The 25,982-nt window shown below is 56.2% G+C and carries 29 protein-coding genes and 3 tRNA genes; 10 read left to right on the top strand and 22 right to left on the bottom strand.

Annotated elements, in window-relative coordinates; translation table 11 throughout:
- Positions 1–21: 21 nt before the first annotated feature.
- The gene (gene der, locus DC3_RS06970; RefSeq protein WP_146883405.1) at positions 22–1,371 is read right to left on the bottom strand and encodes a ribosome biogenesis GTPase Der; all 1,350 of its coding nucleotides are present in this window, start codon (positions 1,369–1,371) and stop codon (positions 22–24) included.
- A gap of 242 nt (positions 1,372–1,613) precedes the next feature.
- Between der and DC3_RS06965 the strand changes: the two genes are divergently transcribed.
- Positions 1,614–2,147 (top strand): DUF1990 family protein, encoded by a 534-nt coding sequence (locus DC3_RS06965; RefSeq protein WP_186815892.1) that lies wholly within the window; start codon positions 1,614–1,616, stop codon positions 2,145–2,147.
- 88 nt (positions 2,148–2,235) lie between these two features.
- On the opposite strand, the gene DC3_RS06960 is transcribed toward DC3_RS06965, so the two are convergent.
- The 14 genes from DC3_RS06960 to purE form a co-directional block, all read right to left on the bottom strand.
- Positions 2,236–3,183: a prohibitin family protein gene (locus DC3_RS06960; RefSeq protein ID WP_146883401.1), complete on the bottom strand. Its 948-nt coding sequence runs from the start codon at positions 3,181–3,183 to the stop codon at positions 2,236–2,238.
- Positions 3,184–3,316: 133 nt separating this feature from the next.
- Positions 3,317–4,201, bottom strand: coding sequence for a cation diffusion facilitator family transporter (locus tag DC3_RS06955; protein WP_146883400.1), 885 nt, complete (start codon positions 4,199–4,201; stop codon positions 3,317–3,319).
- 477 nt (positions 4,202–4,678) lie between these two features.
- Complete coding sequence (locus DC3_RS06950) at positions 4,679–5,836, bottom strand: thiolase family protein (RefSeq protein WP_146883398.1); 1,158 nt, start codon at positions 5,834–5,836, stop codon at positions 4,679–4,681.
- A complete protein-coding gene (locus DC3_RS06945) occupies positions 5,833–6,468 on the bottom strand; it encodes a 1-acyl-sn-glycerol-3-phosphate acyltransferase (RefSeq protein WP_146883396.1) in 636 nt (211 codons plus the stop codon). The genes DC3_RS06950 and DC3_RS06945 overlap by 4 nt, the downstream gene beginning before the upstream one ends.
- 127 nt (positions 6,469–6,595) lie before the next feature.
- Positions 6,596–6,832: a hypothetical protein gene (locus tag DC3_RS06940; protein WP_146883394.1), complete on the bottom strand. Its 237-nt coding sequence runs from the start codon at positions 6,830–6,832 to the stop codon at positions 6,596–6,598.
- A 244-nt stretch (positions 6,833–7,076) separates the two neighbouring features.
- Positions 7,077–8,045 (bottom strand): acetylxylan esterase, encoded by a 969-nt coding sequence (locus DC3_RS06935; protein WP_146883393.1) that lies wholly within the window; start codon positions 8,043–8,045, stop codon positions 7,077–7,079.
- Positions 8,046–8,119: 74 nt separating this feature from the next.
- Positions 8,120–8,668 (bottom strand): P-loop NTPase family protein, encoded by a 549-nt coding sequence (locus tag DC3_RS06930; protein WP_146883391.1) that lies wholly within the window; start codon positions 8,666–8,668, stop codon positions 8,120–8,122.
- A 47-nt stretch (positions 8,669–8,715) separates the two neighbouring features.
- The gene (locus DC3_RS06925) at positions 8,716–9,138 is read right to left on the bottom strand and encodes a hypothetical protein (RefSeq protein ID WP_146883389.1); all 423 of its coding nucleotides are present in this window, start codon (positions 9,136–9,138) and stop codon (positions 8,716–8,718) included.
- Entirely contained in the window at positions 9,135–9,422 is a 288-nt protein-coding gene (locus DC3_RS06920; RefSeq protein ID WP_222594711.1) for a PadR family transcriptional regulator, read from the bottom strand. The genes DC3_RS06925 and DC3_RS06920 overlap by 4 nt, the downstream gene beginning before the upstream one ends.
- Before the next feature lie 46 nt (positions 9,423–9,468).
- On the bottom strand, positions 9,469–10,764 hold the full coding sequence (locus DC3_RS29560; RefSeq protein WP_146883387.1) for an RICIN domain-containing protein: 1,296 nt from the start codon (positions 10,762–10,764) through the stop codon (positions 9,469–9,471).
- Between the two features lie 268 nt (positions 10,765–11,032).
- On the bottom strand, positions 11,033–12,019 hold the full coding sequence (gene mltG / locus DC3_RS06910) for an endolytic transglycosylase MltG (protein WP_246130580.1): 987 nt from the start codon (positions 12,017–12,019) through the stop codon (positions 11,033–11,035).
- A 66-nt stretch (positions 12,020–12,085) separates the two neighbouring features.
- The gene (locus DC3_RS06905; RefSeq protein ID WP_146883383.1) at positions 12,086–13,045 is read right to left on the bottom strand and encodes a carbohydrate kinase family protein; all 960 of its coding nucleotides are present in this window, start codon (positions 13,043–13,045) and stop codon (positions 12,086–12,088) included.
- A 116-nt stretch (positions 13,046–13,161) separates the two neighbouring features.
- Positions 13,162–14,292: a 5-(carboxyamino)imidazole ribonucleotide synthase gene (locus DC3_RS06900; protein WP_146883381.1), complete on the bottom strand. Its 1,131-nt coding sequence runs from the start codon at positions 14,290–14,292 to the stop codon at positions 13,162–13,164.
- Entirely contained in the window at positions 14,289–14,852 is a 564-nt protein-coding gene (gene purE, locus DC3_RS06895) for a 5-(carboxyamino)imidazole ribonucleotide mutase (protein WP_371863433.1), read from the bottom strand. The genes DC3_RS06900 and purE overlap by 4 nt, the downstream gene beginning before the upstream one ends.
- A gap of 219 nt (positions 14,853–15,071) precedes the next feature.
- Here purE and DC3_RS06890 point away from each other — a divergent pair, with 219 nt between their 5' ends.
- The 4 genes from DC3_RS06890 (at position 15,072) to DC3_RS06875 (ending at position 16,223) form a co-directional block, all read left to right on the top strand.
- Positions 15,072–15,647: a 5-formyltetrahydrofolate cyclo-ligase gene (locus tag DC3_RS06890; protein WP_146883379.1), complete on the top strand. Its 576-nt coding sequence runs from the start codon at positions 15,072–15,074 to the stop codon at positions 15,645–15,647.
- Between the two features lie 270 nt (positions 15,648–15,917).
- Positions 15,918–16,005, top strand: a tRNA-Ser gene (locus tag DC3_RS06885).
- Between the two features lie 21 nt (positions 16,006–16,026).
- Positions 16,027–16,117: transfer RNA gene (locus DC3_RS06880), tRNA-Ser, on the top strand.
- Positions 16,118–16,146: 29 nt separating this feature from the next.
- Positions 16,147–16,223 (top strand) — tRNA-Arg (locus DC3_RS06875).
- A 42-nt stretch (positions 16,224–16,265) separates the two neighbouring features.
- On the opposite strand, the gene DC3_RS06870 is transcribed toward DC3_RS06875, so the two are convergent.
- Entirely contained in the window at positions 16,266–17,159 is an 894-nt protein-coding gene (locus DC3_RS06870; protein WP_146883377.1) for an AEC family transporter, read from the bottom strand.
- 162 nt (positions 17,160–17,321) lie between these two features.
- Here DC3_RS06870 and DC3_RS06865 point away from each other — a divergent pair, with 162 nt between their 5' ends.
- The gene (locus tag DC3_RS06865; RefSeq protein WP_146883375.1) at positions 17,322–17,744 is read left to right on the top strand and encodes a universal stress protein; all 423 of its coding nucleotides are present in this window, start codon (positions 17,322–17,324) and stop codon (positions 17,742–17,744) included.
- A 102-nt stretch (positions 17,745–17,846) separates the two neighbouring features.
- Here the strand turns inward: DC3_RS06865 and DC3_RS06860 are convergent, their stop codons facing one another.
- From DC3_RS06860 to DC3_RS06845, 4 genes are all read right to left on the bottom strand, one after another.
- Positions 17,847–18,059 carry a hypothetical protein gene (locus tag DC3_RS06860; protein ID WP_146883373.1) on the bottom strand — a complete coding sequence of 71 codons (213 nt, stop codon included), beginning with the start codon at positions 18,057–18,059 and terminating at the stop codon, positions 17,847–17,849.
- A 122-nt stretch (positions 18,060–18,181) separates the two neighbouring features.
- Complete coding sequence (locus DC3_RS06855; protein WP_146883371.1) at positions 18,182–18,430, bottom strand: KTSC domain-containing protein; 249 nt, start codon at positions 18,428–18,430, stop codon at positions 18,182–18,184.
- A 104-nt stretch (positions 18,431–18,534) separates the two neighbouring features.
- Complete coding sequence (locus DC3_RS06850; RefSeq protein ID WP_146883369.1) at positions 18,535–20,358, bottom strand: ABC transporter permease; 1,824 nt, start codon at positions 20,356–20,358, stop codon at positions 18,535–18,537.
- Between the two features lie 183 nt (positions 20,359–20,541).
- Positions 20,542–21,228 carry a hypothetical protein gene (locus tag DC3_RS06845; protein WP_146883367.1) on the bottom strand — a complete coding sequence of 229 codons (687 nt, stop codon included), beginning with the start codon at positions 21,226–21,228 and terminating at the stop codon, positions 20,542–20,544.
- A gap of 268 nt (positions 21,229–21,496) precedes the next feature.
- On the opposite strand from DC3_RS06845, the gene DC3_RS06840 reads away from it, so the two are divergent.
- Both DC3_RS06840 and DC3_RS06835 read left to right on the top strand, forming a co-directional pair.
- Positions 21,497–22,195: an SIR2 family NAD-dependent protein deacylase gene (locus tag DC3_RS06840; RefSeq protein WP_146883365.1), complete on the top strand. Its 699-nt coding sequence runs from the start codon at positions 21,497–21,499 to the stop codon at positions 22,193–22,195.
- A gap of 4 nt (positions 22,196–22,199) precedes the next feature.
- The gene (locus tag DC3_RS06835) at positions 22,200–22,772 is read left to right on the top strand and encodes a hypothetical protein (protein ID WP_146883362.1); all 573 of its coding nucleotides are present in this window, start codon (positions 22,200–22,202) and stop codon (positions 22,770–22,772) included.
- Here the strand turns inward: DC3_RS06835 and DC3_RS06830 are convergent.
- Together DC3_RS06830 and yedA are read right to left on the bottom strand one after the other, a co-directional pair.
- Complete coding sequence (locus DC3_RS06830; RefSeq protein WP_146883360.1) at positions 22,759–23,235, bottom strand: GNAT family N-acetyltransferase; 477 nt, start codon at positions 23,233–23,235, stop codon at positions 22,759–22,761. The genes DC3_RS06835 and DC3_RS06830 overlap by 14 nt on opposite strands.
- A gap of 67 nt (positions 23,236–23,302) precedes the next feature.
- Positions 23,303–24,199 carry a drug/metabolite exporter YedA gene (gene yedA / locus DC3_RS06825; RefSeq protein ID WP_146883358.1) on the bottom strand — a complete coding sequence of 299 codons (897 nt, stop codon included), beginning with the start codon at positions 24,197–24,199 and terminating at the stop codon, positions 23,303–23,305.
- A gap of 92 nt (positions 24,200–24,291) precedes the next feature.
- Between yedA and DC3_RS06820 the strand changes: the two genes are divergently transcribed.
- Positions 24,292–24,765, top strand: coding sequence for an Lrp/AsnC family transcriptional regulator (locus tag DC3_RS06820; RefSeq protein WP_146883356.1), 474 nt, complete (start codon positions 24,292–24,294; stop codon positions 24,763–24,765).
- A 489-nt stretch (positions 24,766–25,254) separates the two neighbouring features.
- Positions 25,255–25,875 carry an HD-GYP domain-containing protein gene (locus DC3_RS06815; protein WP_146883354.1) on the top strand — a complete coding sequence of 207 codons (621 nt, stop codon included), beginning with the start codon at positions 25,255–25,257 and terminating at the stop codon, positions 25,873–25,875.
- Positions 25,876–25,982: the final 107 nt, after the last annotated feature.

The raw sequence follows: 25,982 nt of genomic DNA, 5'->3' as shown, positions 1-25,982 counted from the left end.
AAGCGAAGCAGGTGCAGGGGGTCAGTCTTCCTGACGGGCTTTTTTCTTCTGGGCCTCGATGCGCTCGGACTTGCTCTTGAAAGATCCACGCTCTTTCCAGACGATGCGCACAGGAATTCCGGCCAGATCGAGGTCCTCGCGGATGCGGTTCTGCAGGAAGTTCTCGTAGGCGCGGGTCACGAAGTCTTCCTTGTTGCAGAAGATCACAAAAGTGGGTGGGGCAGTCTCGGCCTGGGTGATGTACATCATCTTCAGGGGTTTGCCCTTGAAGTTGGGGGTGGCCTGTTTGATCTGCCAGACATCCAGCCACTTGTTGAGTTCCCCGGTGGGGATGCGGCGCTGCCACTTCTCGTAGAGTTTGATGGCCTCTGCCAGCATGTCGTGGATGCCGTAATCGTTGAGGGCCGAGGTGTACACCCTGGGCGCAAAGTGCAGGTGGGCGAGTTTTTCGTCCAGCATGCGCTCGGTTCGTTTCAGTTCGGCGTCAGGCACCAGGTCCCATTTGTTGACCACGATCACCACGGGTTTGCCGCTGTCGTAGGCCATGTTGGCCAGTTTCAGTTCGTGGTCCCCGATTTCTCCGGCGTTCACCACAAGCCAGATGATGTCACTGTTGGCAATCGAAGACTCCGAGCGCATCATGCTGAATTCTTCGATGCTGGTGTCGGGACGTTTGCGAATCCCGGCGGTGTCCACCAGAATGAAGCGCTGTCCTGCAAAGTTCCACTCAATGTCGATACTGTCACGGGTGGTTCCGGGAATGTCGCTGACAATCACCCGGTCCGATCCGGTGATGGCATTGAGCAGGCTGGATTTCCCGACGTTGGGACGCCCAATCAGGGAGATGCGGATGGGGGCAATCTCCGGATAGTCTTCGTCGTCTTCGGGGAGGTGTTCCAGAACGCGGCGCATCAGTTCATCGAGGCCACGGGCGTGCTCTGCACTGATCGGCACGGGTTCATCAAAACCGAGGGCCCAGAGTTCTGCAGTGAACACATCATCGTGCTTCACCGAGTCCATCTTGTTGGCAACCACAATCACGGGTTTGCCAATTTTGCGAAGCCATTCGGCCACTTCGTAATCTGCGGTGTTCAGACCGTCTCTGGGGTCGAGCACGAAGACCACGCATTTGGCGTCGTGAATGGCCATTTCTGCTTTGTCACGGATGTGCTGTTCCCACTCATCACCGCTCCAGAGACCTCCGGTGTCCATCAGGACGATGCGGTGGTTTTCGTAAAGCATGACATGTTCCTTAACGTCACGGGTCACCCCGGGAAAGTCTGCAACGACCGCCTCCCGACGACCAATCAGCCTGTTGAAGAGGCTGGATTTTCCCACATTGGGACGGCCCACAATGGCAACTTTATGCATGATTCCTCCTTCCGGTGCCGCACCCGGAGGGAATCAATCCCGGGCACGCCGATGTGCCTTTGAAAGGCAAACATAATATATTAGCAAAATTCTGGTGTGAACTCAAATGGCATGCAGGTTTTTTCTTTGCAGAAGGCTTAAAGAGCTGATGCTAAGGCTTTCTTGTGCCTTCTGCCCTGGCCTTCTGCCTTCTGCTCCCATTCAGTTCCCTGCAAGACCAAAAGGGGTACCATAGAGGAACTGTGACTGTGTACTTCAGCAAGCCCGAGGCCATCGCTCTTGAAAGACACCTGGAAACCCTCAAGGAGGCGCCCCTCAGCTTCCCAAGCCTGGAGTATGCCAGGGAGCATTACCATCGGGACTTCGTGGAATTCAAGGTCGGTCAGGGCGATGCTGCCTTCAAACGGGCCAAGGTGTCCCTGCAGGCCTGGAGCCAGTTCAATCTGGGCTGGACCTTTGCCGTCCCCCAGGGCAGAAGGCTTGCCGTGTGCATCAATGTGCTGGGCCTGTGGGTGCTTGCCCCCCACCGCATGATGGACCTGAGAGAGTCACCCCGTTATTACCGCGCTGTGCTGGGAACCCTCAAAGGCAACCCCCTGTCTGGGGTGGAGGTCTTTGAGGTGAGCCTCAGCCCTTTCAATGAAGTGATGGTCCGCATTGAAAGTTATGCAGAACCGCAGGGCATCTACAAACTGTTTGGCTGGTGGGTGCGCAAACTGCAACTGAAGGTCTTCCAGTCTTTTCAGGCCAGAATGACAACGAGCACGGTGCATTGACCTCACCGCAGAAAAAACGCCCCTATTGGGGCGTTTTTTCTGGTCCTCTCCTGCAGGAGAGGGAGCAAAGCGGGGTGAGGTCAACAGGTCACTGCTTCTTCGCCGTGGTCAGGCTCTTGAGGTCCAGCAGGTAACCGCCATTGGAGGGAACCATGATGGTCTGGATGCTCGGAGCGAGTTTTTCAGCCATGGTGAGCTGGATGATTTCAGGGTTTTCCTTGAGGGCCTTGCCGCGCAGGCTGAGGGCTTTGGCTTCCCCTTCAGCACGGGCAATCTGGGCTTTGGCGTCCCCTTCGGCTTCGATGACTTTGCGCTGGGCAGAGATTTCGGACTGTTGCTTGCGGTTCTTTTCAATGGCCACCTGCTGCTCAGCGGTCTGTTTCTCCTCGATGACCTTGGCCACCGACTCGGGGATGCGCAGTTCACGCAGCAGCACGTTGCGGAGTTCGATGTGGTTCTTGTCAAACTCACTGGTGAGGCGTTCGGTGATCAGGGCTTCAAGCTGGGTGCGCTGGGTGGAGATCAGGTCGGCAGCATTGAACTGGCCCACCGCATCCCGCACCTTTGAGCGCACCTGGGGACGGATGACCGTGTCAATGTAGTGGGGGCCAAGTTCCTTGTGCATTTTGGCAGCTTCATCGGCTTTGAGGCTGAACTGCACGGTGATGTCTGCAGCAATTTCCAGACCTTCTTTTGAACGGGCATGGATGCTTTCATCGGTGTTCTGCCCACTTTCTCCGATGCGGGAGAGGGTGATTTCCTGCAGACGGGCCTCATAGATGGTGACGCGCTCCACCCCAGGCAGCACGAAGTGGTAACCTTCACCCATCACTCCGGGCTTCACCCCCCCAAAGATGTTGAAGACCACCCCGACACTGCCTGCCGGAATGATCACGAATGCACCCGAGAGTGCCGTACCCAGCAGTCCAACGGCCACCAGGGCAATGGCAGGGGTGCGGAAAGCTTTCTGTTTCTGGTTGGCACTCAGGACCAGCAGCACAATGCCTGCCAGAATCACCAGCACGAAAATCGGCATGACGTTAACTCCTCCTTGAAAGCCCACAGCCTTCAAAACTCATGTACGACTCATGGTTCTTTCAAGTTGCATTGTGCCACAAAGCATGAAGACCCTTCAGGACAGGGATCACTGCAAGCCTTCTTTTTGTTTTTCAGAGCACCACAATGCCGTGGTGTTTTGCCTTGCTTTCAGGCTCCACATGGATGCTGATTTCCACCTCATGCAGGGTTTCCTTGAGGCCTGCCTCGATGCGGTCACAGATGGTGTGGGCCTCCTCCACCGTCATGCTGCCAGGGACCACCAGATGAAACTCAATAAAGGTGATCCTTCCAGCGTGTCTGGCCCTCAGGTCATGGGCCTCCAGGGCACCCTCACCGTGTTGTCCCACAATGTGACGCACCTGCTCGAGCAGTTCGGCTTTGGGGGCAGCGTCCATCAGGCCACCGACACTTTCTTTCATCAGCTGCCATCCGGTCCAGAGGATGTTGAGGGCCACCAGCACAGCGATCAGGGGGTCCAGCAGTCGGATTCCGGTCAGGCCTGCCAGCATCACCCCGAGGAGCACCCCTACCGAAGTGACCACATCAGTCATCACATGCCGGCCATCTGCAGTGAGGGCTGGAGAACGCACGGCCCGGCCAATGCGAATCAGGTAGGTGCCCAGCACACCATTGAGACCCGAGGCCACCAGCGAAATGATGGCCCCGATGTTGAGGTCTTTCAGTTCTTTAGGGTGCAGAAAGCCCTTATAGGCCTCCTGAAAAATGGTGATGGCAGCGAACAGAATCAGCACCCCTTCAAGCACGGCACTGAAATACTCGGCCTTGGTGTGACCATAAGGGTGGTTGGGATCTGCGGGCATGGCCGCAACACGCAGGGCGATCAGGGCGGCACCTGCAGCCACGATGTTCACGATGCTTTCCAGGGCATCCGAATACAGCGCCACCGAACCTGTGTAGTAAAAGGCAAGGTACTTCAGAACAAAAACCAGCACCCCAACCAGCAGGCTGAGGAGGGCGGCTCGGGTGGGCGTCATGGTTTTCATTCTACGCGCCCACTTTCGGGACGTTTTGGCCTTTCCCCTGCCTGGGCACAGAGAATTCCCCTGCTTTTTAAGTGCACCTAAAGGTACTGTTTGCAGCAGGTGATGTCTTAACGGGGTGGGTGACAGGCAGGGCAAGCCTGAAGTCTGGCCCTGTTGATGGGGTGGGCCATCAGCTCTCAGCCATCAGCAAAAAATCACCTGACGCTCCAGTCAGAAAACAGGAAAGGCGCAGCGATCCACCAAACAGTCAGGCAGAGGTCTTTTTGACTGGCTCTTGCACAAGCCCATTCTTTTCAGGCCGACTGTCTTATTCATCTCCAAAAAGGGTGCGCCGGAAGGGGTGGCTTCCGGCGCGGACTGTCCTGTTGTCAGGACAGCGTGGGTGGGGCTTTCAGCATAACACAGCAGATGAGCGGGGCAACATTCAGAAAGCTGTTACAGAAACTGAAAAAACAGTTCCAGCCCGGATCACACCCGCTCAATCAAACAGGCGATGCCCTGTCCTCCACCAATACAAAGGCTGCCCACACCCCATTGCAGGTTGCGTTCCTGAAGTTCCAGGGCCAGGGTGTAAAGCACCCGTGCTCCACTCATGCCCACCGGGTGCCCAAGGGCCACTGCACCACCGTTGACGTTGGTTTTTTCCAGATCGAGGTTCAGGTCTCTGGCGACACCCAGGAACTGGGCAGCAAAGGCCTCGTTCACCTCGATCAGATCGATGTCTGAGAGGGTCTTTTCGAAACGCTGGAGCAATCTGGGAATGGCGAGGCTTGGTCCAAGACCCATCAGTTCTGGTGGGACCCCCACAGAGTGGAATCCGTGAATGCGGGCCAGAATGGGGAGCCCCTGTGCTCTGGCGTAATCCTCGGTGGCAAAGATCATCATGCAGGCCCCATCGTTGATGCCACTGGCGTTGGCTGCAGTGACCGTGCCCTCTTTCTTGAACACCGGGCGCAGTTTCGAGATGGCTTCCAGGGTGGTTTCCTGGGGCCTTTCATCCTGATCGACCAGACCAGAGCGGGTCCCGACAGGCACAATCTCTTTTGCGAACCGTCCAGAACGCTGGGCTTCCAGTGCCCTCTGGTGGCTGATCACGGTCCACCCGTCCTGTTCCTGGCGGGTGATCCTATATTTCTCCGCAATGTTTTCTGCGGTGATGCCCATCGGAAGATCAGAAACCCCACAGGTGAGGGTGTGGGTCAGGGTGTCCAGCAGGGTCTGGTGCCCGAGTTTCTGCCCGTAGCGTGCGGTGGGCAGGATGTAGGGGGCCTGGGTCATGTTCTCTGCCCCACCTGCCGTGACCAGCTGGTGCTCCCCGAGCTTCAGGGCCTGGAAAGCTGCGTAAGCTGCCCGCATCCCAGAGCCACAGAGCTGATTCACCTGATAACTGGGCACATCTTCCCGGAGGCCCGATTCGAGGGCAATTCTGCGGGCATTGTAGGCAGAGCGCCCGGCACTGATCACCTGCCCAAGGGTCAGTTCCTGCAGGTCTTCAGGCTGCACCCCTGCACGGGTCAGCGCACCTTTGAGCGCATGAACCGCCAGTTCACTTTCGCTGATGTCCTTGAACGCCCCACCCATCGCTCCAATGGCAGTGCGTGCTCCGCTGACGAGAACCACACTCATGTCTGTCCTCCTGAATTCTGGCCTGTGCGTTCCTGAAAGACGATGTCACTGAAGTTTTCAGGTTTGATGCCGTGAGCATCACTATAAAACCTGCGGATTACATCCAGATCACGCTGCTGGTCTCCAGTGAGGTGGTAGGGTTCGCTGAGCTTGATCCACTTCTCTTTGAAGTTCATGCTGACCATCACCATCGGGACCTGACCCTCCAGGGCGATGTAATAGAAACCGCTCTTCCAGTAGGGTCTTTTTTTGCGGGTTCCCTCGGGCAGGATGGCAATGACCATTTCCTCAGCGTTGCGGAATTCCTCTGCAGCCTGATCCACCACATCGGCACTGGCGGCCCGGTCAATGGCAATTCCGCCAAGGGAACGCATGATGGGCCCCAGCAGTCCATTGAAGATGTCCTTCTTGGCAATGAAATAAGGGTGGATGTTGTACCCCACGCTCAGCCAGAGGTAATAGAAGAAATCCTGGTTGGTGGTGTGCGGTGCGACCACCAGCAGGTATTTGGGGATGGTGGGGCGTTTGCCGTGAAGTTTCCAGCCCTGCACACTCCAGAAGATGCGGGCCAGCCATTGCAACCACCGGGGGTAGGTGTGGTTTCTCAGACGTTTGGTGATCAGTGCTTTCATCTGAGAACATTTTATCGACGCTGCAGATAAGAAATGAACAGAGGTCTGTCTGACAGCGATTTCAGCAAAGAAAACAGCAAAAATCCTGCCAGAGGTCTGGCAGGACACAGAAATTCAGAGGGAGGATTCAGTCCAGATGGGCCAGGCCCGCATAGAAATTCGCCTTGTCCAGCAAACCCATCTGGCGGTAGCAGTTGCTGAGTTGCTGGGCGAAGTAGTTCACGCACTGGCAATCCTGACGGCACTCGCTTTTTTCAAGGCAGATCAGGTACTGCTGCACGGCAACGTGATACATGCCACTCCGTTCGGCCTGCTGGGCCTTCAGGTGGGCGGTTCGAATTTCGGTGACGTATGGCCTGTACACCCCCTGATGGTATACACAAACCCTCAAATGAACTGGGACTGAATGCAGCATTTCAGAAACCAGTTGTTTTCTTTATTGGTGCTGGAGAAGCCACAGCAAAGGTTTTGTGTCCGACAGGACAGCAGGACTTCCGAAAAACCCTGACAGCTCCTGGCATTGTAGAGGAAACACCATTGCCTGAAATCCCTGATCTGGATCATGCAGGGACAGGCCAACAGTCCACCCCTGCATGATCCACACAAAATCAACGCAGGGTTTTGTGCAGGAAGTCCAGTCGCAGCATGGTCTGGTCCATGTCTCCCCCTTCATGGTGGTTGAAGGGCCACACCTGGATGGTTTTCTCACCGGCGTAATGGTTGAAGGCCGCGTACACCGTGGAGGGCGGGCAAATGGAGTCCATCAGGGCCACAGAAAACAGGGAGGGGGCCTTGGCACGGGCCGCCAGGTTCATGCCATCAAAGTAACTGAGGGTGTGGAACACCGTATCGATCTTGCGGCGGTGGATTTTCAGGTAATTGGTGATTTCCTGATAGGGGTAACTGTCCACCATGGTCACGGCACGCTCGAAGTGGCAGAGGAAAGGCACATCGGGCAGCACAGCATTCACCGTGGGGTCCAGTCCGGCCACAGCGATGGTGATGCCTCCCCCCTGGCTTCCACCCAGCACAGCAATGCGCTCTGGATCAACTTGCGGGTGACTGCGTGCAGCTTCCACAGCACGCACAGCATCGGTGTAGACACGGCGGTAATAGTAGGTTTCGGGCCTGTCGATGCCCTGGGTCATGAAACCGGGAATGTGGGGAGAGGTGCCTTCAGGATCTGGGGTGTCTCCGGTGCGCCAGCTGCTGCCCTGTCCACGGGTGTCCATGATCAGATGGGCGTAGCCTGCACTGGCATAGTGCATCCAGTGGGCAGGAATCCCCCGTCCTCCACCGTAACCGATGTATTCCACCACACAGGGCAGTTTTTCTGCCGAACGGTTTTTTGGCAGCACAAACCAGCCTTTGATGGGGTGGCCGCCGTAACCCCTGTAGGTCACATCGAAGAACTCCAGGGTCTCAAAGGGGGTGGGATACGGGGTGAAGGTGGCATTCAGTGGAAAGCTGCGGGCCTCTGCAAGGGTGGTTTGCCAGAAGGCATCAAAATCAGGGCGTTCGGTGCGGTCAGGGAGGTAGCGTTCCAGCTCGGTCACAGGAAGATCAAAGAAAGCCATACTTTAGACTGACGCAAATCAGGACAGAATTTCAGAATTGTTTAGGTAACTTGTCGAATCCTTTAGAGAGTCATTCATGGGCCTGACTTTTCCAGATCCCCTCCTCCAACAGGCCGCTCCTGGAGCCCTTCCAGAAACTGCTGCACCTCCCGGCGAGACCTGAGCACAATCACCTGTTTTGTGCCTTCGAACTTTTCCAGAAGGCTGGAAATCCGCTGGTTTCGCTTCTGGTGCCCAATCAGGATGTAATGGTAAAAGCCAAAATCGAATTTCTCCGGGCAACCGGGAGCCAGATCAGGGCGCGACTTGCCCAGGGTGATCAGGGTGCGGCGCAAAACCCGGTACAGCCTGAGCCACAGAGGCAGGTCCAGCCAGATGATGGTGTCTGCACGCTGGGCCCGAAAATCGATGGTCTTCCAGTAGATCCCATCGATGATCCAGCGCTCTTCGCTGGCGCACCTGTCATGCTGCGCTTTGAAAGTTGCCGGATCAGGTTCCTGCCATCCGGGTTGCCAGAAGATCCGGTCCAGATGAACCACGGGAAGCTTTTGTTTTGCTCCCAGTGCAGTTGCCAGGGTGCTTTTGCCTGAACCGGGTTCTCCCAGAATCATCACACGCTGCATGGATCAAGTGTGAACCTTTCGTGTTCCCCTGAAATCCCTGTTCTGGCTTATGCCTTGTTGCTTCTGCTCTCTTTTGAGAGATGGATGGTTTTGCTCAGCCACCCTGCACTTCCCATGGCCAGAAGGGTCAGCACCAGATCCAGCCCATCCCAGCCTGCGTGCCAGCCCAGCAGGATGACCAACAGCATCAGCCAGATCGGATATCCCCAGAGGTCATGCAGCCGCCAGGGCTTCATTGCATGTGCCAGGAGGCTCACCACGAACACCAGCGGTGCAGAAACCAGTTCCTGACCCATCCATGTTTTGGCATGAAAAACCACATAAAGGGCCAGACCCCACCCCACCAGCCACCAGGATTCATACTTCCAGAACAGCGTCCAGGCCCCGGACACCAACCATCCCAGCCGCTCTGAAGCAGGAAGGTTGCGGGATTCTGCCCACAGGGCTTTCCAATAAGGCCTCAATTTCATGTGAAAACTCCTTTCAACATCTGCACCCGCTGCGGGTGACGCTCCAGCCACCCGGCAGCAAGCATTTTTCCCTGATCGGAGAGGCGGTACAGGTGACGTCTGGGGGTGGAATCATCCCAGCGGGACTCCAACCATCCCTCTCCTTCCAGACGGATCAACAGGGGATACAGGGTGCCCGATTTCATGGAAAGGGTTTGGGCCATTTCATACCCATGAAACCAGCGTTCTGGCTGAGGGGTGAGCAACAAAAGCACCTGAGCCATGTGCGGTGAGTACCGGATCATGGCTCAAGTCTACATAGGTAGATTTAGAGAATCAAGAACCTGCAGCTCAGGGATAGACGCGGATGTAATCCACAAGCATCTGGGCAGGGAAAGGGGTGCTGGCATCTGGATTTCCAGGCCAGTTGCCTCCCACTGCAACATTCAGCAGCATGAAGAAAGGCTGATTGAAGACCCACTGGGTGCCTGCAGGCAGGTTGGAGGGTGTTACGCGGAAGACCTGCACCCCATCCACAAAGAAGCGAATGTCGTTTTCACGTTTGTCCACAGCGAACACATGGTAGGCGTTGGACACAGCCTGCCCGAGGTTGTAGGCCCCGTGAATCCCACAGCATCCAGAGTAGCCAGGGCCGTGCAGGGTCGTGTGCACAGTGTTGGGGTCGCTGCCCACCACTTCCATGATGTCAATTTCACCGCTGTTGGGCCAGCCCACGCTGCCCAGGTTGGCCCCCAGCATCCAGAAGGCAGGCCAGATGCCCTGACCTCCGGGGATCTTGATGCGGGCCTCAATGCGTCCGTACAGCACAGAGTACTTGTTCTGGGTGGTGATGCGCGCCGAGGTGTACTGGCAGGCCCCATACCAGCAGCTTCCGAAAGCCTCCCGGCGTGCCGTGATCACCAGTTGCCCTGCCCCGTTCATGGCGAGGTTGGAGGCCCGGTTGGTGTAGTTCTGCAGTTCGTTGTTGCCCCAGCCTGACCCTCCGGTCTCAAAGTTCCAGATGGCTGTGGAAGGCTGCGCGCCTGAGGGTTCATTGAATTCCTGGCTCCAGATGGGCTGGTTGATGGTCTCCACCTGTTCAAACTTCCATTGCTGGTTGGCTCCGCCCACGTAATCCCACTGGTGCACCACACCGCCATCCGCAGTGTTGAGGTCTTTGACATCTACTGCTTTACCGGAATGTTTGGCCAGGATGCGGTAGAAACCGCTGTCGGTGGGTTGCAAGCACCACTGCTGGTTCTGCCCACCCACGTAATCCCACTGGTGGATGATGGCCCCGTTGTTCTGGCTCACTTCACTGACATCCATGGCCTTGCCACTGTGTTTTGCGGTGATCCGGTAGAAACCACTTCCCACCGACTGGAAACGCCATTTCTGGTTGTCTCCCCCACCGTAGCCCCAGGTTTGCACGGCTGCACCATTGGCAGTGCTGACTTCTTTCACATCCAGGGCACGGTTCGATTGCCTGCCCACAATGCGGTAGTACGCATTCTCGTTGATCGAGATGCTGGCGCAACTGGTCAGGGCTGCCTTGTTCACTGCAGCAGGGGTGCCTGTCTGGGTCTGGCTGCATCCAGCCAGCAGCAGGACAACAGCGAGACTTCCGGTGGTTGATCTCCAGTGCATAAATCCTCCTGAATCACCTTGCAGGGTTTCAGTCTAAAAACGTTTTTACAAAGTGACAGGAGGACACGTTTTTAAGACGGACAAAGGCGATTCCGTCGTGGGTATTGGGTTGCAAACGATTGCATCAAATATAGAGTATTTCCCGGTAAAGTTCAACTCTGCTGCACTTCAGCTGGGATCAGGGATCTTCCCATGTGACCTCAAAAAGCCGATCCAGAGAAAACTCAAGATCGGCAAAGAACGCAAAAAACGTTTTCAGTGGATTGCCTCAGCGGTAACGTTCCACATCCCGCAGGTGGCTCTGGAAGTCACTGTTCACATGGATCTTGCGGTCCCGTCCGTGCACAAAATACAGGGCAGGCCTGCCGTTGATCAGGCGCTCGTTGTTGATGATGGACAGGAGGGCTGCCTCCCCGGGATTGTTGATCGGGGTGGGGGGAAGTTCCCTGCGGGTGTAACTGTTGTACGGGGTGTCCCGCTGGAAATCTCCTGCACTGCGGTCCAGTTCAGGCAGGTCCTTGCCCAGACCATAAGCAATGGTTGGGTCGGACTGCAGGGGCATCCCAATCTTGATGCGGTTGAGGAACAGACCTGCAATCAGGGGCATTTCGCTGGTGTTGGCCGCCTCTGCCTGCACGATGCTTGCCAGAACCACCCAGTCATGCACATCCAGACCCAGGGCCTTCACCTTCTCGATGCGCTCCTCGGTGAATTCCCGTTCCATCCGGGCGGCCAGGGTTTTGACCACCTCTTCTGCAGTGGCTTCAGGGCGGAAAGGATAGGTGGCCGGGAACAGGAACCCCTCCAGTGAGCCTTTTGCGTACCGGGCCACATTCACCTGCCTGAATGCCTCGGTGAGGGCCGTGCGGTTGCTGATCCCAGACTTCACAAAAATCTCGATGATGTCCTTCACCCTTCTGCCTTCAGGAATGGTGACATTCACCACGCGGGGTTTTCCACCCCGTTCCAGGGTCTCGGCCACCTCAAAGATGCTCTGCTCACCGTTGAACTCGTAGATGCCTTCCTGGATGTTGCTGCTCTTGCCCCGCTGCCTTAAAACCAGACGGAACACATCGGCATTGCGAACGATGTCATGCTCCTGCAACTCACGGGCAATGCTGGACACTGTGGTGCCGGGCTTCACTTCCAGCGTGTACTTCCCGGCCCCAGTGGGCACAGTGTAATGGCGGTACAGGTTCACAACGAGTGCAATCAGGAACACCACAATCATGGCCCAGGCCAGGAACAAACTCATGGAAAATTTTTTTCTGGTCATGTTATCCCATTCAGCTTAATCGAGCCAGCTGAAAAACAAATCAGCTCACACCAGTTGCCGGTACTGTTCCAGCCTGTGGCGCAGGTCGTTGTCGAGAGGGGCTCTGGCCCCGTATCGGGAAATCACCCAGCCTGCAGCCTGAACAGCACACTGGGCAGCCACCCTGAGGTCCCCGGTGCGCAGGTACACCCCCAGGAAAGCCCCACCAAAGCTGTCTCCGGCACCCGTGGCATCAATCACGGTGTCCTGGGTGGCACTCACCTGAATGCGTTCCCCCTGGGGCGTGTCGATCATCACCCCTTCACGGTCCAGTTTCAGCACCACCATGGCATTCGGGAACTCATGGCGGAACCACTTCAGCATCGCCTGAGGGTCCTTTTTGCCACTCAGGGCGTGCGCCTCATCCCGGTTGGGCAATAAAATGTCGAACTCGATCTCATGCATCAGGTCAATGAAATCCCCACGGCCCATCTGCGAGATCATCTGGAAACTGCCCGGGTCCAGCGAGATGGTCATGCCTGCCCGCTCACACAGTGCTGCAGCCCGCAAGGCCGCCGCTCTGGGAGGGTCGGTGAAAAGGCTCCACGCGGTCAGGTGCAGGTGGCGGCCACTGGTCAGCACTTGCGTGGGAAGCTCAGAAGGATACAGGTAAAAGTCAGCCCCCACTCCAGAGAGCATGGACCGCTGGCCATTCTGGTCGATGAGGGCCAGAATCACCCCGGTGGGATGGGAGTCACACCAGATCAGTTCAGTGTGCACCCCCTCGGCAGAAAGTTCCTGCTCGGCCATTTCACCAAAGCGGTCCTTGCCCACTTTGCCCACAAACGTGGTGGGGCAACCCACCCGGGCCGCCCAGGCCGCAACATTTGCCGCACTGCCGCCCCCCATCAGTTTCATCACACCGGTGGTGTCCCCACCCGGGAGCAGCATCGAATCCGGTTTCGCCAGCACATCCCAGGTCAGGTCCCCGAGGGCAATCAGCACGTTTTTCGCAGAGTCAGTCATGATCGTCAGTTCACGCTACACCTGATGGTGTTGTTGTGTCTATCGATTTCACCAGCAATGGACTTCAGAACAAAAAGGGCGAGCCGGCGGCCCGCCCCTGCAAGTGAATTCCGGTTTTAAGGGCTCACATCCCCAAAGAGCAGCATCTCTGCAATCTTGGTGGACCCCCACACCACATTGGGATCATAGTGGGCGATGTTCAGGTGCCCGATCTTGCGGCCAGGACGGTTCGCTTTGCCATACAGGTGGAGGTGTGCACCCTGAATTCCGGTCAGGGCGTCCCACTCTGGTTCAATCTTCTCCCAGCCCAGAATGTTCACCATGCTGCAGGCCATGAAGGGCTCAAAATCCCACTGGGGCAGGTCGGTGACCGCACGGATCTGGGCCTCAAACTGGCTGATGCCCCCACCGTTCATGGTCAGGTGACCCGAGTTGTGCACACGGGGCGCAATTTCGTTCACCAGCACACTGTCATCTTCCAGAACGAACAGTTCCAGGGTCAGGAGGCCCACCAGATTCAGGTGCTCAGCGAGTTTCACAGCGAATTCGCGGGCAGTGTTCACAACTTTTTCGCTGACCCTGGCCGGGAAGATGCTGCGTTTCAGGATGCCCTGATGGTGCACGTTCTCCACGATGCCAGAGAGGCCTGCGTACCCACTGGGCGCACGGGCAATCTGCACACTGATCTCACGCACAAATGGCACGAAGCTTTCCAGAACACAATCCACCCTGAACTGGCGGAAAGCCTCCAAAGCCTCCTGATCGCTGGACACCCGGGCCTGACCTTTGCCGTCATAACCCAGTTCTGCGGTCTTCAGGATGGCTTTGCCTCCCATTTCAGCCAGGGCACCTTCCAGATCCGTCTCTGAACGGATCACCCGGTAAGGGGCCACCTGCAGACCTGCATCAACAAGGGTCTGTTTCTCCAGAATGCGGTTCCTGGACACCCGGAAAGCCTGCGCCTGAGGGTAGACAGGCACTCTGGACTCCAGGAAGTTCAGGGCACCATCGGGCACATTCTCGAATTCCAGCGTCACCACATCTGCAAGTTCTGCAAGTTTTGCCAGGGCTGCCTCATCGGTGTAAGGGGCCTGAATGTGCTGCGAGACCTCGCGGGCAGGCGCATTCGGATCAGGCTCCAGAAAAACCGTCCGGTAGCCCATGCTTGTGGCAGCCATCGCCAGCATGCGGGCCAGTTGCCCTCCACCCAGAAAACCAATGGTTGAACCGGGAGGAAGTGGATTCAAGGAGAATCCTCCCCCTGGGTCAGCACAGAGAAGTCCCCTTCACCTGTAGGAGCCTGAGGATGCCCTTCAAAATAAGGATCATCCAGCACCGCCTGGGTCAGACGCTGGCGGTAACTGTCCAGCGATTCACGGATTTCAGGGAACTCGCTGGAGAGCAGACTTGCCGCAAAAATACCAGCGTTGGTGGCCCCTGCACGGCCAATCGCGAAGGTCGCCACAGGAATTCCACCAGGCATCTGGACAATGCTGTACAGGCTGTCCAGCCCACTCATGGCTTTTGACTGCACCGGAACCCCCAGCACAGGCAAGGTGGTGAAAGAAGCCAGCATTCCTGGCAGGTGCGCGGCACCTCCAGCCCCGGCAATGATTGCCCTGAGGCCCCGACCTCTGGCACTCTGCGCGTAAGAAGACAGCAGGTGAGGGGTGCGGTGCGCACTCAAAACCCGCACTTCATACGGGACGTTCAATTCCTGGAGGACCTTCAAAGCATGCTCCATCGTTTCAAAATCGGAACGGCTGCCCATCACCACACCGACCAAAGGTTGAGAAGAAAGACTCATGGGACACATCATAAGGCAAAGCTCTAGGGGCAAGGGGGGTCGTTTTAAACAAGGCTGTTGTGTTCAGCAGAAGGCTGAAAGCCAAGGCAGAAGGCACATAACGCCTGAGCTTAAGCTGTTTTAGCCTTCTGCCTTCCGCCCTCTGCCTTCTGCGCTTCGTCGAAACCCCCAGCATTGCTTACCATCCGCCACTTTCAAAACCCGTTATACTGAAAGCGTATGCACAGCATGCCTTCTCTGGGCTCTGCGAAACACGACTGGCGCAAATGGGCCAGAAGCACCCGCAAAGCCACCCCCGACGTTTCTGAAGACGTCATCCAGCACCTCGCACAGTGGATTTACGATCAGGACATCCAGCATGTTCTGACCTACAAGGCTTTCGGCACTGAAATCAGCCTGGAAAGGCTCCCGAAACTGCTTCCGGAAGTCTCTTTCTACGTACCCAAAGCCGAAACCGAACCTGAGCCCCACATGACCATTCACCGCTGGGAGACCGCCACACAGCGGCATCCCCTCGGCATGCTGCAACCCCCACCCGGCACCCCCGAAGAAGACCCCCTGGTCCTGCAACTGGTCCTGATTCCCGGTCTGGCTTTCGATCAACAGGGGTACCGTCTGGGCTACGGCATGGGCCACTATGACCGCTTCCTGCTCTCCCTTGCCAGGGACTGCCGTCTGGTCGGCGTGACCAGCGACGCCCTGCTGGTCAGCAAACTTCCCCACGAGGAGCATGATGTTCCGGTGCAGTGGATTGTGACGGAGTATGGGCTGACCGGGACGAACTCTGGGTTTTGAAGGTTTGCAGAAGGCAGAGAGCAGAAGGCAGAAGGCTTTTCAAGGAATTTTCGACCTCAGCTTTCTGCCTTTTGATAAGAATTGCTAGAGCTGTGGCTTTTTGCAGTGGTCTTGATGCTGTCTGGCAATACAGATTCTTGCACCTGCCCTCTGCCTTCTGCCTTTGGCCTTCTGCCCTCCCCCAGGAGGTGTTGACAAAATCCCGAGACTTCCGTATACTTCTCCATGCGTCTGAGGCTGGTCGCCAAGACGAAGCTGGATGTCCGGTTTGGAGGGATGGCTGAGTGGTTTAAAGCGGCGGTCTTGAAAACCGTTGTAGGGCGACCTACCGGGGGTTCGAATCCCTCTCCCTCCGCCAGAAGACGTCCAAGGAGTCCTTGGAGAGGTGGGTGAGTGGCTTAAACCATGCCCCTGCTAAGGGCACGTACTCCAAAAGGGTACCGAGGGTTCAAATCCCTCCCTCTCCGCCAATTTGGTTGGCGTTTGTAGTAAAAGGCATGTGGCTGTAGCTCAGTTGGATAGAGCGTCTGACTACGGATCAGAAGGTCGTGGGTTCGAATCCTCCCAGCCACGCCAGAGAAATCCCCCGAGAGAAATCTCGGGGGATTTGTTTTTGTCTCAGGCCACCAGCAAGATCAGAGGGATCACCACCAACCCGGAGAGGATGGACATGGACACGATGCTGGAGGCAAGTTCGGTGTCCAGTTTCTCCAGCACCGAGAAGGTGAGGGTGTTGGTGCCTGCAGGAGCGCTGGCGGTCAGCAGGAGCAGCATCCGGTTGATTCCGGTGAGGCCCAGAAGGTTTGCCAGCAAGAGGCCCAGACCAAAGCCCAGGAGCATCCTGAGAGACACGGCAATGAAGGTCACAGGCAGGTTGCGGACCTTTGGGCTGAAGTACATGCCGAGGGCCAGCATGACCATCGGGAGGGTTGCGGTGCCCACCATGGTCAGGGTGTTCATGATGGGGGCAGGTGGGTGCAGGGAGAAGAGGTTCAGCACCAGACCGATGATGATCCCGATGATCGGGGGCGAGGTCAGGATGCGGGCGGCCATGTTGCCACGCTTCTGGTTCTCCCCCATCCGGCAGGCCAGGGCGTACCCGAAAGTGAAGACCACCAGGGCGTTGCCAAGGTCCAGAAAAGAGATGCGTCCGGCTTCCTGAATGCCATAAACCGCAACAAAGAAAGGCAGCACGAAGGTCACATTCATGATGGATGAACCCAGCAGGAAAGTGCCCAGTGTGGGTCTGGGGAGCCTCAGCAGTTTGCCGATGGGCAGGGCCAGCAGGTAGATCCCAAAGAACATGGTGATCCCCAGTGGGGGCAGCATCAGCACGTCCGGTCCAATTTTGAGCTGGCTCACCGAGGCGATGAAGAGGGCTGGAGCGGTGATGTTGAAGACCACCTTCAGGAGGGCCTCTCCGTCCCTGAGGGCCAGGATGCCGGTGCGACGGATGATCACCCCCACCAGGAAGATCAGGATCATGGGGAGAACGTTGTAGAAAGTGGCCATGGAAGTGGGTTCACCATAACCCCTGCTTCCGGTGTGCTGCAGAGGTCATCTCGACAATCCAGGGCTTTTCAGGCTTGCACAGTCGAGAGGCGGGCTTCTGCGACATTCTTCCCTGCTTTTTCACCTGACTGGAGGCAAAATAAAAGCATAGGAGGATTCATCATGACGCGCATTCTGGTTCCCACTGATTTTTCCGAAGGTGCACACCGCGCATTGAAGCTTGCACGGGAGCTGATGCCCAACGCTGAGATCAAACTCTTGCATGTGTTCAATCCCAATGTGCGCTCTCTCCCCTACCAGTCCTCGCTGGGGGAGCAGGCCAACCATGACGCCATTCAAAAGCATTTTCAGGACGAGGTGCTGTCCCAGTTCGAGGAGGCCCAGCGAGAGAGAATGGAACTGGAGGTGGTGGTTGGTCAACCTGTGGACGCCATCATTGAGGCAGCCCAGAGCTTTGGGGCAGATTTCATTTTCATGGGGACCCATGCCCGCAAAGGCCTGAACCTGTTCTTCCTGGGGAGCGTGGCCCAGGGGGTGATGCAGCGCACCCATGTTCCTGTGATGGTGGTCCCCCATCGGGATTGAGGTTCAAACCTGATCTTCACAAGAAAACCCCTGCTCGGTGGCAGGGGTTTTTAGGGGTTAAGTTATGTTTTTGTGGTGCATTTCAAGGTGGGATGGTTCAGTCTAGTCCTGACCTGCTCCGCCCTCTCCAAACAGCTGAGGATCGGTTCGATCAGACGTTGTTTCAGATCCTTTCTCATCGTCTTGACTGTTTGAAAACTGTTTGTCATGGTTCCACTGTTCATTTTCAGTCTGATGCTTATCGCGTTCGGCAATTGGACTGACTTTGTTCTGGTCTTCTTCAGATGAAGCACCTGGACTGCTGTTTACTGCCATAAGTACCTCCTTGAATTTAAATCAAACCCGGGCTTCTATGGATCACAGTATAATTCAGGGTCAGAGACATAAATGTCATAAATGGTAATTTGTGTCTTAATGAAAAAAGTGAGTTTTATAAATCACATCAATGAATGATTTTCTTCATCTTCAATGTCACTGGTCACTTCATTGTAAATGTAATTGGGTTTAATCATCTGATTCAGGTGGGTTCCTTTTGATGGAGCATCCAGGAACTGTTGATAGGCTTCTGAATCCAGATCGTAATAACGGTAGACACTGGCGTTGTGCAGTTCGATTTCCAGCACGCGGGTTCTGGGGTCGTATCCTGCACTCTTGATCACGCTTGAAGTGACGGGTGTTCTTTGCATGGCAAGCCTCCCTGTGCCCGATTTTAATCCTGTGACCTCCCAGAACTGTGAGGCTGCCAGAAAGGCAGGCTGAAGAAAAAACCCCGGACATGCCGGGGTCAGAGTCAGGCTGCTGGGGTGTTTTCTTCTTCAGGATCACTGCTGGTAAATTTTGGAACCTTGCTTCTCATGTCGCCACCTGTGAAAAGCATCAGGCTTCTCAAACTCACCATGTAGAGGACCAGGGGGAACAGGGTGCTGATGCTCACTCCCATGTAGAGGGTGCCCATGTGGGTGCGGTCCTGGCGTTGCAGGCTGCGCACGGCCTGCTGGATCACGTAGGTGTCCATGTCCTTGAAGGTGGCGAGGGCCAGTGAGAAGCTGTTCCAGTGGTTGGCAAAGAGGATCAGGGCCAGCACGCTGAGCACCGGGGCACTCAAAGGGAAGATGATTTTCCAGAAGATCATCCATTCGCCTGCGCCGTCCACACGGGCGGCCTCCAGGGTCTCTTTTGGAACACTGGCTTTGATGTACTGTCGCATCAGGAAGACACTGAAACCACTGACCAGAGCAGGGACCCACAGGGCACGGGGCATCTCTGCCCAGCCCAGGGTGTTCATCATCAGGGCGGTGGGGATGGCATTCAGGGTGGGTGGGAACAGCATGCTGAACATCACCACACCAAAAAGCAGCCCTTTGAATTTGAACTGGTGGTGCGCAAAAGCATACCCGGCCAGGTTGCTGATGATCAGGGTGCCAGCGGTGGCCATGCCTGCCAGATAGAGTGTGTTCCAGATGTTGCGCAGCAGGGGGATGTTCTCGACCAGGTCCTTGAAGTTGAAAGCTGTGTTGCTCCCAAACCAGAACTGTGGTGGCACCTTGTAGAACTCGCCATCGGTCTGTGTGGCCCAGAAGAAGGTTTGCAGGAAGGGCGCAATGGAGAGCACACAGCCTGCCAGCAGCAGAATCCCGAGAAACCAGCGGGTGGCAGGTTTGAAGGGGTGGTCTTTGGCTTTGCCTTCCATCTGCCAGGACAGTTCGATGCTGCTCGCACCCCGTCCAAAAAGCACGTAGGCCAGCCCGACAAAAAGCAGCATGCAGCCGAAGAGCATCAGGTTCATGGCCGATCCTCCTCCGAGGTCCCCATCGAAGGCACTGATGCGCTGGATGTAGGAACTGATGCTGGACCCCTGGCTGTCAAAAAAACCGAGTTGCTGCAGGAAACTCATGCTGAGGGCAAAGAAGACCATCGGCTTGATCAGGGGGAAGACGATGTACCTCAGTTGCTGCATCAGGGTGATGCCGTCCAGCCTGGAGGCTTCAAACAGGCTCTTGGGGATGGTGCTCATGATCATCAGGTACAGGAGCACATTCCAGCCGATGTATTGCCAGATGTCCGGGAGAATGTTCAGCAGGGTGAAGGGAACCTGGAACACCCACTCGGGCAGGCGCTCCATGACGGGTCCAAATGTGGGGTTCTGTCCCACTTCCATGAGGGCATTGCCCATGCTTTCCATCATCTTGCGGCCAAAAGTGCTGTACAGCAGCATGATCGCCAGAGGTGCAGTGATGTAGGGCAGGAAGTAGATGGAACTGAGGGTGCCCCTCCAGCGTTTGAAGCCCACCGTCAGGATGAAGGCCAGAGGAATCGCCACGAGGTGCTGCAACAGGGAGGTTTGCAGGGCTCCGGTGAAAGAGCGCATGAGGGCCTGAAAGAACCGCTCATCTTCGATGTAGTACCCGAAGTTGGAGAGGCCCACGAATTCCAGGGGTCTGGTGCTGAACACCCCGGCCCAGTTGGTCAGGGAACTGAAGATGGTGAACAGAAAGGGAAAGAGCCAGAACAGGAAAAAGCAGATGAAAAAGGGGGCAATGAACAGGTACGGCACCCAGGTGAGGCGGGCGGCCACAGGAGAACGGATTTCGGCACGACGGTCAGCTTCCAGCATGAAGTCTCCTCGGGTGACACAGGTGTAAAACACCTGTAAAGAATAACGATATCGGTTTCAGATACCATCTTATCCCACCCGCGCCATCCCCACATGGAGATCTGGTGAAGATTGTGCACACTGATCACAAACCCGTCTAAGCAAGCACCCAGACATTAAATTTTTGACCTGTTTTTTCAGAGCTCAGTCTTCCAGCACCACCCGCAACACCTGCCGCATGATCTCTTCACGGTCCCTCATCCCGGGAATCTGGGAAGGGGCTTTGAAGTAATCCACGGCCAGTTCTGCCTGAGGATGGGTCTGCAACACCTGCTGGGCCACCATGCGGAAATCAAAACGCTGGTCCATGAGGAGGAGCTCGGCAAATTTCAGGTAGATCTCCGTCTTGCCGAGCGGGAAATCCAGAACCTGCTCTGCCGTGACCTCCATCTCCTTCTCGGGAATCTTCTCCACATCGAACTCAAAACCCTGCGGACAGCAGAAATCCACAGTCTGGGCAAACTTGATGGTCCACCCGGGCCAGCAGGCACGCACCATGTCCAGGTAACAGCGCACCAGCAGCGGAAACTCCGTGAAAATGTCCCAGTGGTACATCTTGCCGTTCAGGTCCACCAGAGGTTCAGCGTCCACCGACCAGTAATCAAAGTGAAACACCAGGGCCTTCTGGTCCCGGTTCAGCAGAAACCCTCCCTCACACCACAGGCTGTCCCGCAGAAACTCAGGAACCACCGCATGCTGCACATCCAGATGCTGCAGGGTGAGATGCTCTCCCCAGAAGGTCAAATTCGGAATGTTGATGCCGCTCCAGCGGTCCGTGAAACAGAAGGTCTGGCCTTCCTGAATCAGAATGAAATTTGCTCGATGCCCCATGAGAGCTCATGGTAGGGTGTGAGCGTTCAAAATGAATCGCAAAAAAACCTGACCCAGACGTAATGGCTTATCATCAGGGATCAGTAATGGGGAACCAGCCTCTCTTCTGCTGGATCTGACAGAGCACAACCCTACAGGATCTGCCCACAAAACAACCTGAAGGTCATTTCGCTGGGAACTGTCTACTGTGAACTCCCGAATAAGCCATCCTCCCATCCGCCACAGGGCACATCAGCATCACGCTGCACCCCTCTAAACTGGGAATGTTATGGCCAACATTGTCGTTTTAACTGGAGCTGGAATTTCTGCAGAATCGGGCCTCAAAACCTTCCGTGATCTGGGAGGGCTGTGGGAGACCCATTCGGTGGAAGATCTGGCCTCCCCTGCTGGATTTCGAAAGAATCCCCAGCTGGTGCTGGATTTTTACAATTTGCGTCGCAAACAGGCCCTCGAGGCACAGCCCAATGCAGCCCACCTCGCTCTGGCGGAGCTGGAGAAAAAACACCATGTGCAGATCATCACCCAGAATGTGGACGACCTGCATGAACGGGCAGGATCAAGCAAGGTGCTTCACCTGCACGGGGAACTGCGCAAGGTCCGGTCCACCCAGGATGCCAGCCTGATTTACGACATCGATGAGATTGATCCAGAAAACCTTGAAATCCATGTGGGCTGCACCTGCGAAAAAGGATCACAGCTCAGACCCCACATCGTCTGGTTCGGAGAGATGGTGCCTGAGATCGAAAAGGCCGCTGAGCTTTGTCGAACAGCAGACTTCTTTCTGGTGGTCGGAACTTCACTGATGGTTTTTCCTGCTGCAGCATTGATCCATGAGGTGCCTGCAGCAACCCGCAAGTGCATCATCGACCCCAACCTGCCTGATGTTTCAGGAATTCCCAACCTCTATACCATTCAGGAAAAAGCCACCGCTGGGGTTCCCAGGCTGGTGGAGAAATTGCTGGGGTGAAACCATGACCGGACAGGCCCATGATGTGGTGCTGCTGGAGCACAGGGACTTTAAACTCTGCACAGTGAGAGGAACAGGCCTCTTTGAGATGGAAAAGGTGGCCTTCAGGCCTCCACCTGCTTCAACGGCATGCTGGAGAGGGTACTGCGTGACCTATGCCATTGAGGAATCTGATTTTCTGGTGGATTCCATTGTGACTTCTTGTCCGGGCACCCCTCCTGCAGTCATGGGGGTGCAGGCAGAAAAACTCGATGGACCGCACCCTTGCGGCAACCTGGTCTACAGGCCCAGGCAGCAGGTGGAGTTCACAGGGCGGTTCCTGATCGGGCATGACCTGATTCGCACCCTGTATGTGCATGGAGGCTTTCAGGATGCCTGGAAATTCAATGAGGTGCTGGAAGTGAAAGTCCAGAGCGGACAGGTCCTGCAGATCACAGACCGCACATTGGAGATCTCCAGGGTCAGGGACCTGATGGTGAATCGAGTGCCCGAGAAACATTCTGCAGAGCAGAAAAAGCTGCTGCAGTGGTACCAGACCCTGGAACCTTCAGATGGAGAGGGGCTTATTCTTCTCTGAGCGGGCAGTAGTACAGAATCTGTGGTCCGTGGGGTCCCATGCGGCTGCGTCCCTGGTCCCGGTACCCCAGCCTTTCATAGAGGTGCTGGGCCTTGTGGTTGCCGTTGTTCACCGCCAGCACCATCTCTGTGGCCTCCGGGAAGTCCTTTCTGGCGGTTTCCAGAGCGTGCTGCATGGCCTGCTTGCCGTAGCCTTTCCCCTGCTCCCGATGGTCAATGGAAAAAGCGCGGAACAGCACACTGCTGTCGCTGTAGGCGAAGGATTTGATGGTGGGTCCGGCGTGCAGGGTGAAAAACCCGATGGGGCGGTCTTCCAGAAACACCGCATAATGCCTGCGGTCGGGGTCCACAGAGAAGTCGTCCAGGGTGTCTCTGGGATGGGCGGTGAAGCGCCGGTCATCATCGGTCAATTGATAATGTCGGAACAGATCTGCATCTGCCCGGGTCACAGTTCTGACTTGCATGCTCTCAGTATGTCAGATCCCAGCAGGCAGGGACCGGGAGCAAAGTCTCGATTTCCCGCATTGCAGGTCAGGAGGAGGCTGATTTCCTGAGGGGTTTGAGCACCACCAGAACCACGGCCCCGATGATCATGCCCACAGCAATCCAGCCTTTGAGGGGCAGGTTCTCTCCTGCCAGGAGACCCCCGAGCAGGAGGGCAATCACCGGGTTCACGTAGGCAAAGCTGGTCGCCACTGCAGGACGGGTGTTCTGGATCAGGTAGGCACTGGCAGTGTAGGCGATCATGCTGCCAAAGACAATCAGGAACCCCAGGGCCCCCCAGGTCTGCAGGGTTGGGGTTTTGAGCATGTGCTCTCCCAGAAGGAGGCTGATTGCAAAGTTCTGCAGGCCTGCGAAAAGCATCATGTAGCTGTTCAGGGTGAAGGTTTCGGGGGTGTCCTTGCCTTTGAGCCAGATGCTGCCGTAAGCCCAGACCACAGGGGCCACAAAAAGGCAGATCAGACCTGCAGGAGTGGCCGCCATGGGTTTTTCAAGGTTGAGGAGTACGATCCCTGCAAACCCGACGGCCAGACCCAGCAGGTCATTGCGGGTGGGTTTCTGTCTGCGGGTGAGGCCCCACAGGGTGCTCCAGAAGGGAATGGTGGCTGCAGCAAGTGCGGTCATGCTGCTGGTGGCCCATTGCTGCGCGTAAACCAGCAGCATGTGCCCGATCACCACCAGGAAGATGCTGGCAATGAAGGCATTGAAAAGTTGTTTTCTGCTGGGCATGGCCTTGCCCTGAATCAGGGTGATGAGGACCATCAGGAGGCCTGCCAGAGTAAAGCGCACACCGCCCTGCAGGAATGGAGGAAAGCTCTCCAGCGTCAGGTGCACCGCGTAATAGGTGCTTCCCCAGATCAGGTACACCGCTGTGAGGGCGAGGGGAACAAGGTTGCCTGGCCTGCTCTGGGTGCCGGAGAGAATCATGCTGGCATTGTAGAAAGAAAAACAGCCTGAAGGAATGGAGTTTTTTGAGCCAATCAGATGATTTTCCGTGAATTTCAGTGCAAAATAGAGTCATGCCTGAAAACTCTCCTGCTCTGGATGCCATTGACCTGAAAATCCTGCGTGAGCTTTCCCAGAATGCCCGCATCACGTTCACAGAACTCGGGAAACGGGTGGGCCTGTCCACTGCAGCGGTGACCGAACGGGTGCGCCGTCTGGAGGCCAGTGAGATCATCAAAGGCTACAGTGTGCAGGTGGACACCAAAAAACTGGGCTTTGACCTCGAAGTCCTGATCCGCCTGCAGGCACCTGGAGAACGCTGGTCGGCCATCATCAAACTGCTCAAAGGGTACAGCGAGATTCTGGAGTGCTGGAATGTCACAGGCTCAGACTCTTATGTCTTCCGGGTGATGCTGAGAAACACCGAACACCTGCAAAAACTCCTGGGCACCCTGTCCATGCATGGCACCCTGAACACCTCTCTGGTCCTGGAGAAGTCGGTGGACCACAGTCCGGTGGACTACCTGATTCAGCAGAACCAGAAGTGAGCAGGTCTGGCGTTCAGGTTTAAAATCTCTACACACAGGGCCGAATCCGGGAAATCTGGAGAGGTCAATACAGGATCTCCCTGATGTTCAGGCGCTGGCGAAACAAAATCCCCTCGAAACCCTTTAAGCGAAACGTGTCCAGAACAAAAAAATCAAAAACTCCACATCCATTTATTTTTAGACTCAGTTTAGACACATGCACCCATGAACAGTTGCCCTGATCGTTCAGGGGTCGTTCAGGGGTGTTCAGGCACACTGTGATCATCTCCAGGGAAGAGCGTGTGAAACACACAAATTTTCTGGACCAGGGCAGTGGTTTTCAGGGCTTTACTTCTTGCTGGTGTGGCTGGACCCATCCTTCAAGTCTGAAACCTCTACATGCAACTCTCGGTGCCCTCCCTCCGTAGAGACTTTGTAGAGATCTGATCTTCAGACTGTAAGGTACAGGCGAGGCGCCACGCCTGAACTGAGACTCGGAGTTGGTTTGGAATGTTGGAATTGTCAGAATTGAACAGCACCTTTCGGTTTCTCCCCCCCATGGATTTCGATGGTTGCACCCCCTGGCTCACCCTGATGGGCTTCTGGAACACCGAAGAAGTCAGACATGCTGAAGGCGTGGCGCGCTGGTCCGTCAAAATTGCCACCGAACTGGGCTGGTCTGCCCTGCAGTGCGAAGAACTGCGCCAGGCTGCCCTCCTGCACGACATTGGCAAGATGGCCCTCCCCCAGAGCATCGTCTTCAAGCCCGGTCAGTTGACCACCGAAGAGACCAGAATGCTCCAGCAGCACACCCTCTTCGGAATGCAGGTGCTGGGATGCGTGCAGAACCCGGTGTTCGCCATGGCCGCACAGGTCGCCATGACCCACCATGAACGCTTTGATGGTGCAGGCTACCCCCTCGGGGTCTCTGGGAAGAACATCCCTCTGGCAGGTCGCATTGTGGCTGTCGCAGATGTCTTTGATGCCCTGACCCGCACCCGGGTCTACAAGGAAGCCTGGAGTGCCAAAGACGCCATCGAGTTCATTCAAAAAGAATCCGGAAAGCAGTTTGATCCTGAGGTGGTGCAGGCCTTCCTGAAAGCCACCGTCAGCGAGTACCCGCTGGCCTGAGTTCCAATTCCAGCCTTTTCAGCCGAGTCCAGAAAAGTGAGACCTGCTCTTTTAGGGGTCCCTTTTCTTTGAGCCTGAATCCCGACATTTACAGCTGCAGCCTTCCG

The organism is Deinococcus cellulosilyticus NBRC 106333 = KACC 11606, from assembly GCF_007990775.1.
Taxonomy (GTDB): Bacteria; Deinococcota; Deinococci; order Deinococcales; family Deinococcaceae; genus Deinococcus_C; species Deinococcus_C cellulosilyticus.
The sequence above is the reverse complement of the archived record's forward strand: the minus strand, read 5'-3'. Positions and strand labels throughout refer to the sequence as shown.

Bases quoted from the DNA above. Each gene is read 5' to 3' on its own strand.
- DC3_RS29560 (WP_146883387.1), bottom strand. From the start codon at position 10,764: ATGCACTGGAGATCAACCACCGGAAGTCTCGCTGTTGTCCTGCTGCTG.
- DC3_RS06815 (WP_146883354.1), top strand. From the start codon at position 25,255: ATGTTGGAATTGTCAGAATTGAACAGCACCTTTCGGTTTCTCCCCCCC.
- DC3_RS06870 (WP_146883377.1), bottom strand. From the start codon at position 17,159: ATGGCCACTTTCTACAACGTTCTCCCCATGATCCTGATCTTCCTGGTG.
- DC3_RS06955 (WP_146883400.1), bottom strand. From the start codon at position 4,201: ATGACGCCCACCCGAGCCGCCCTCCTCAGCCTGCTGGTTGGGGTGCTG.
- DC3_RS06905 (WP_146883383.1), bottom strand. From the start codon at position 13,045: ATGACTGACTCTGCGAAAAACGTGCTGATTGCCCTCGGGGACCTGACC.
- mltG (WP_246130580.1), bottom strand. From the start codon at position 12,019: ATGAGTTTGTTCCTGGCCTGGGCCATGATTGTGGTGTTCCTGATTGCA.
- DC3_RS06855 (WP_146883371.1), bottom strand. From the start codon at position 18,430: ATGCAAAGAACACCCGTCACTTCAAGCGTGATCAAGAGTGCAGGATAC.
- DC3_RS06860 (WP_146883373.1), bottom strand. From the start codon at position 18,059: ATGGCAGTAAACAGCAGTCCAGGTGCTTCATCTGAAGAAGACCAGAAC.
- der (WP_146883405.1), bottom strand. From the start codon at position 1,371: ATGCATAAAGTTGCCATTGTGGGCCGTCCCAATGTGGGAAAATCCAGC.
- purE (WP_371863433.1), bottom strand. From the start codon at position 14,852: ATGAGTCTTTCTTCTCAACCTTTGGTCGGTGTGGTGATGGGCAGCCGT.
- DC3_RS06820 (WP_146883356.1), top strand. From the start codon at position 24,292: ATGCCTGAAAACTCTCCTGCTCTGGATGCCATTGACCTGAAAATCCTG.
- DC3_RS06925 (WP_146883389.1), bottom strand. From the start codon at position 9,138: ATGAAATTGAGGCCTTATTGGAAAGCCCTGTGGGCAGAATCCCGCAAC.
- DC3_RS06935 (WP_146883393.1), bottom strand. From the start codon at position 8,045: ATGGCTTTCTTTGATCTTCCTGTGACCGAGCTGGAACGCTACCTCCCT.
- DC3_RS06930 (WP_146883391.1), bottom strand. From the start codon at position 8,668: ATGCAGCGTGTGATGATTCTGGGAGAACCCGGTTCAGGCAAAAGCACC.
- DC3_RS06945 (WP_146883396.1), bottom strand. From the start codon at position 6,468: ATGAAAGCACTGATCACCAAACGTCTGAGAAACCACACCTACCCCCGG.
- DC3_RS06830 (WP_146883360.1), bottom strand. From the start codon at position 23,235: ATGCAAGTCAGAACTGTGACCCGGGCAGATGCAGATCTGTTCCGACAT.
- DC3_RS06865 (WP_146883375.1), top strand. From the start codon at position 17,322: ATGACGCGCATTCTGGTTCCCACTGATTTTTCCGAAGGTGCACACCGC.
- DC3_RS06850 (WP_146883369.1), bottom strand. From the start codon at position 20,358: ATGCTGGAAGCTGACCGTCGTGCCGAAATCCGTTCTCCTGTGGCCGCC.
- yedA (WP_146883358.1), bottom strand. From the start codon at position 24,199: ATGATTCTCTCCGGCACCCAGAGCAGGCCAGGCAACCTTGTTCCCCTC.
- DC3_RS06845 (WP_146883367.1), bottom strand. From the start codon at position 21,228: ATGGGGCATCGAGCAAATTTCATTCTGATTCAGGAAGGCCAGACCTTC.
- DC3_RS06920 (WP_222594711.1), bottom strand. From the start codon at position 9,422: ATGATCCGGTACTCACCGCACATGGCTCAGGTGCTTTTGTTGCTCACC.
- DC3_RS06840 (WP_146883365.1), top strand. From the start codon at position 21,497: ATGGCCAACATTGTCGTTTTAACTGGAGCTGGAATTTCTGCAGAATCG.
- DC3_RS06835 (WP_146883362.1), top strand. From the start codon at position 22,200: ATGACCGGACAGGCCCATGATGTGGTGCTGCTGGAGCACAGGGACTTT.
- DC3_RS06960 (WP_146883401.1), bottom strand. From the start codon at position 3,183: ATGCCGATTTTCGTGCTGGTGATTCTGGCAGGCATTGTGCTGCTGGTC.
- DC3_RS06950 (WP_146883398.1), bottom strand. From the start codon at position 5,836: ATGAGTGTGGTTCTCGTCAGCGGAGCACGCACTGCCATTGGAGCGATG.
- DC3_RS06890 (WP_146883379.1), top strand. From the start codon at position 15,072: ATGCACAGCATGCCTTCTCTGGGCTCTGCGAAACACGACTGGCGCAAA.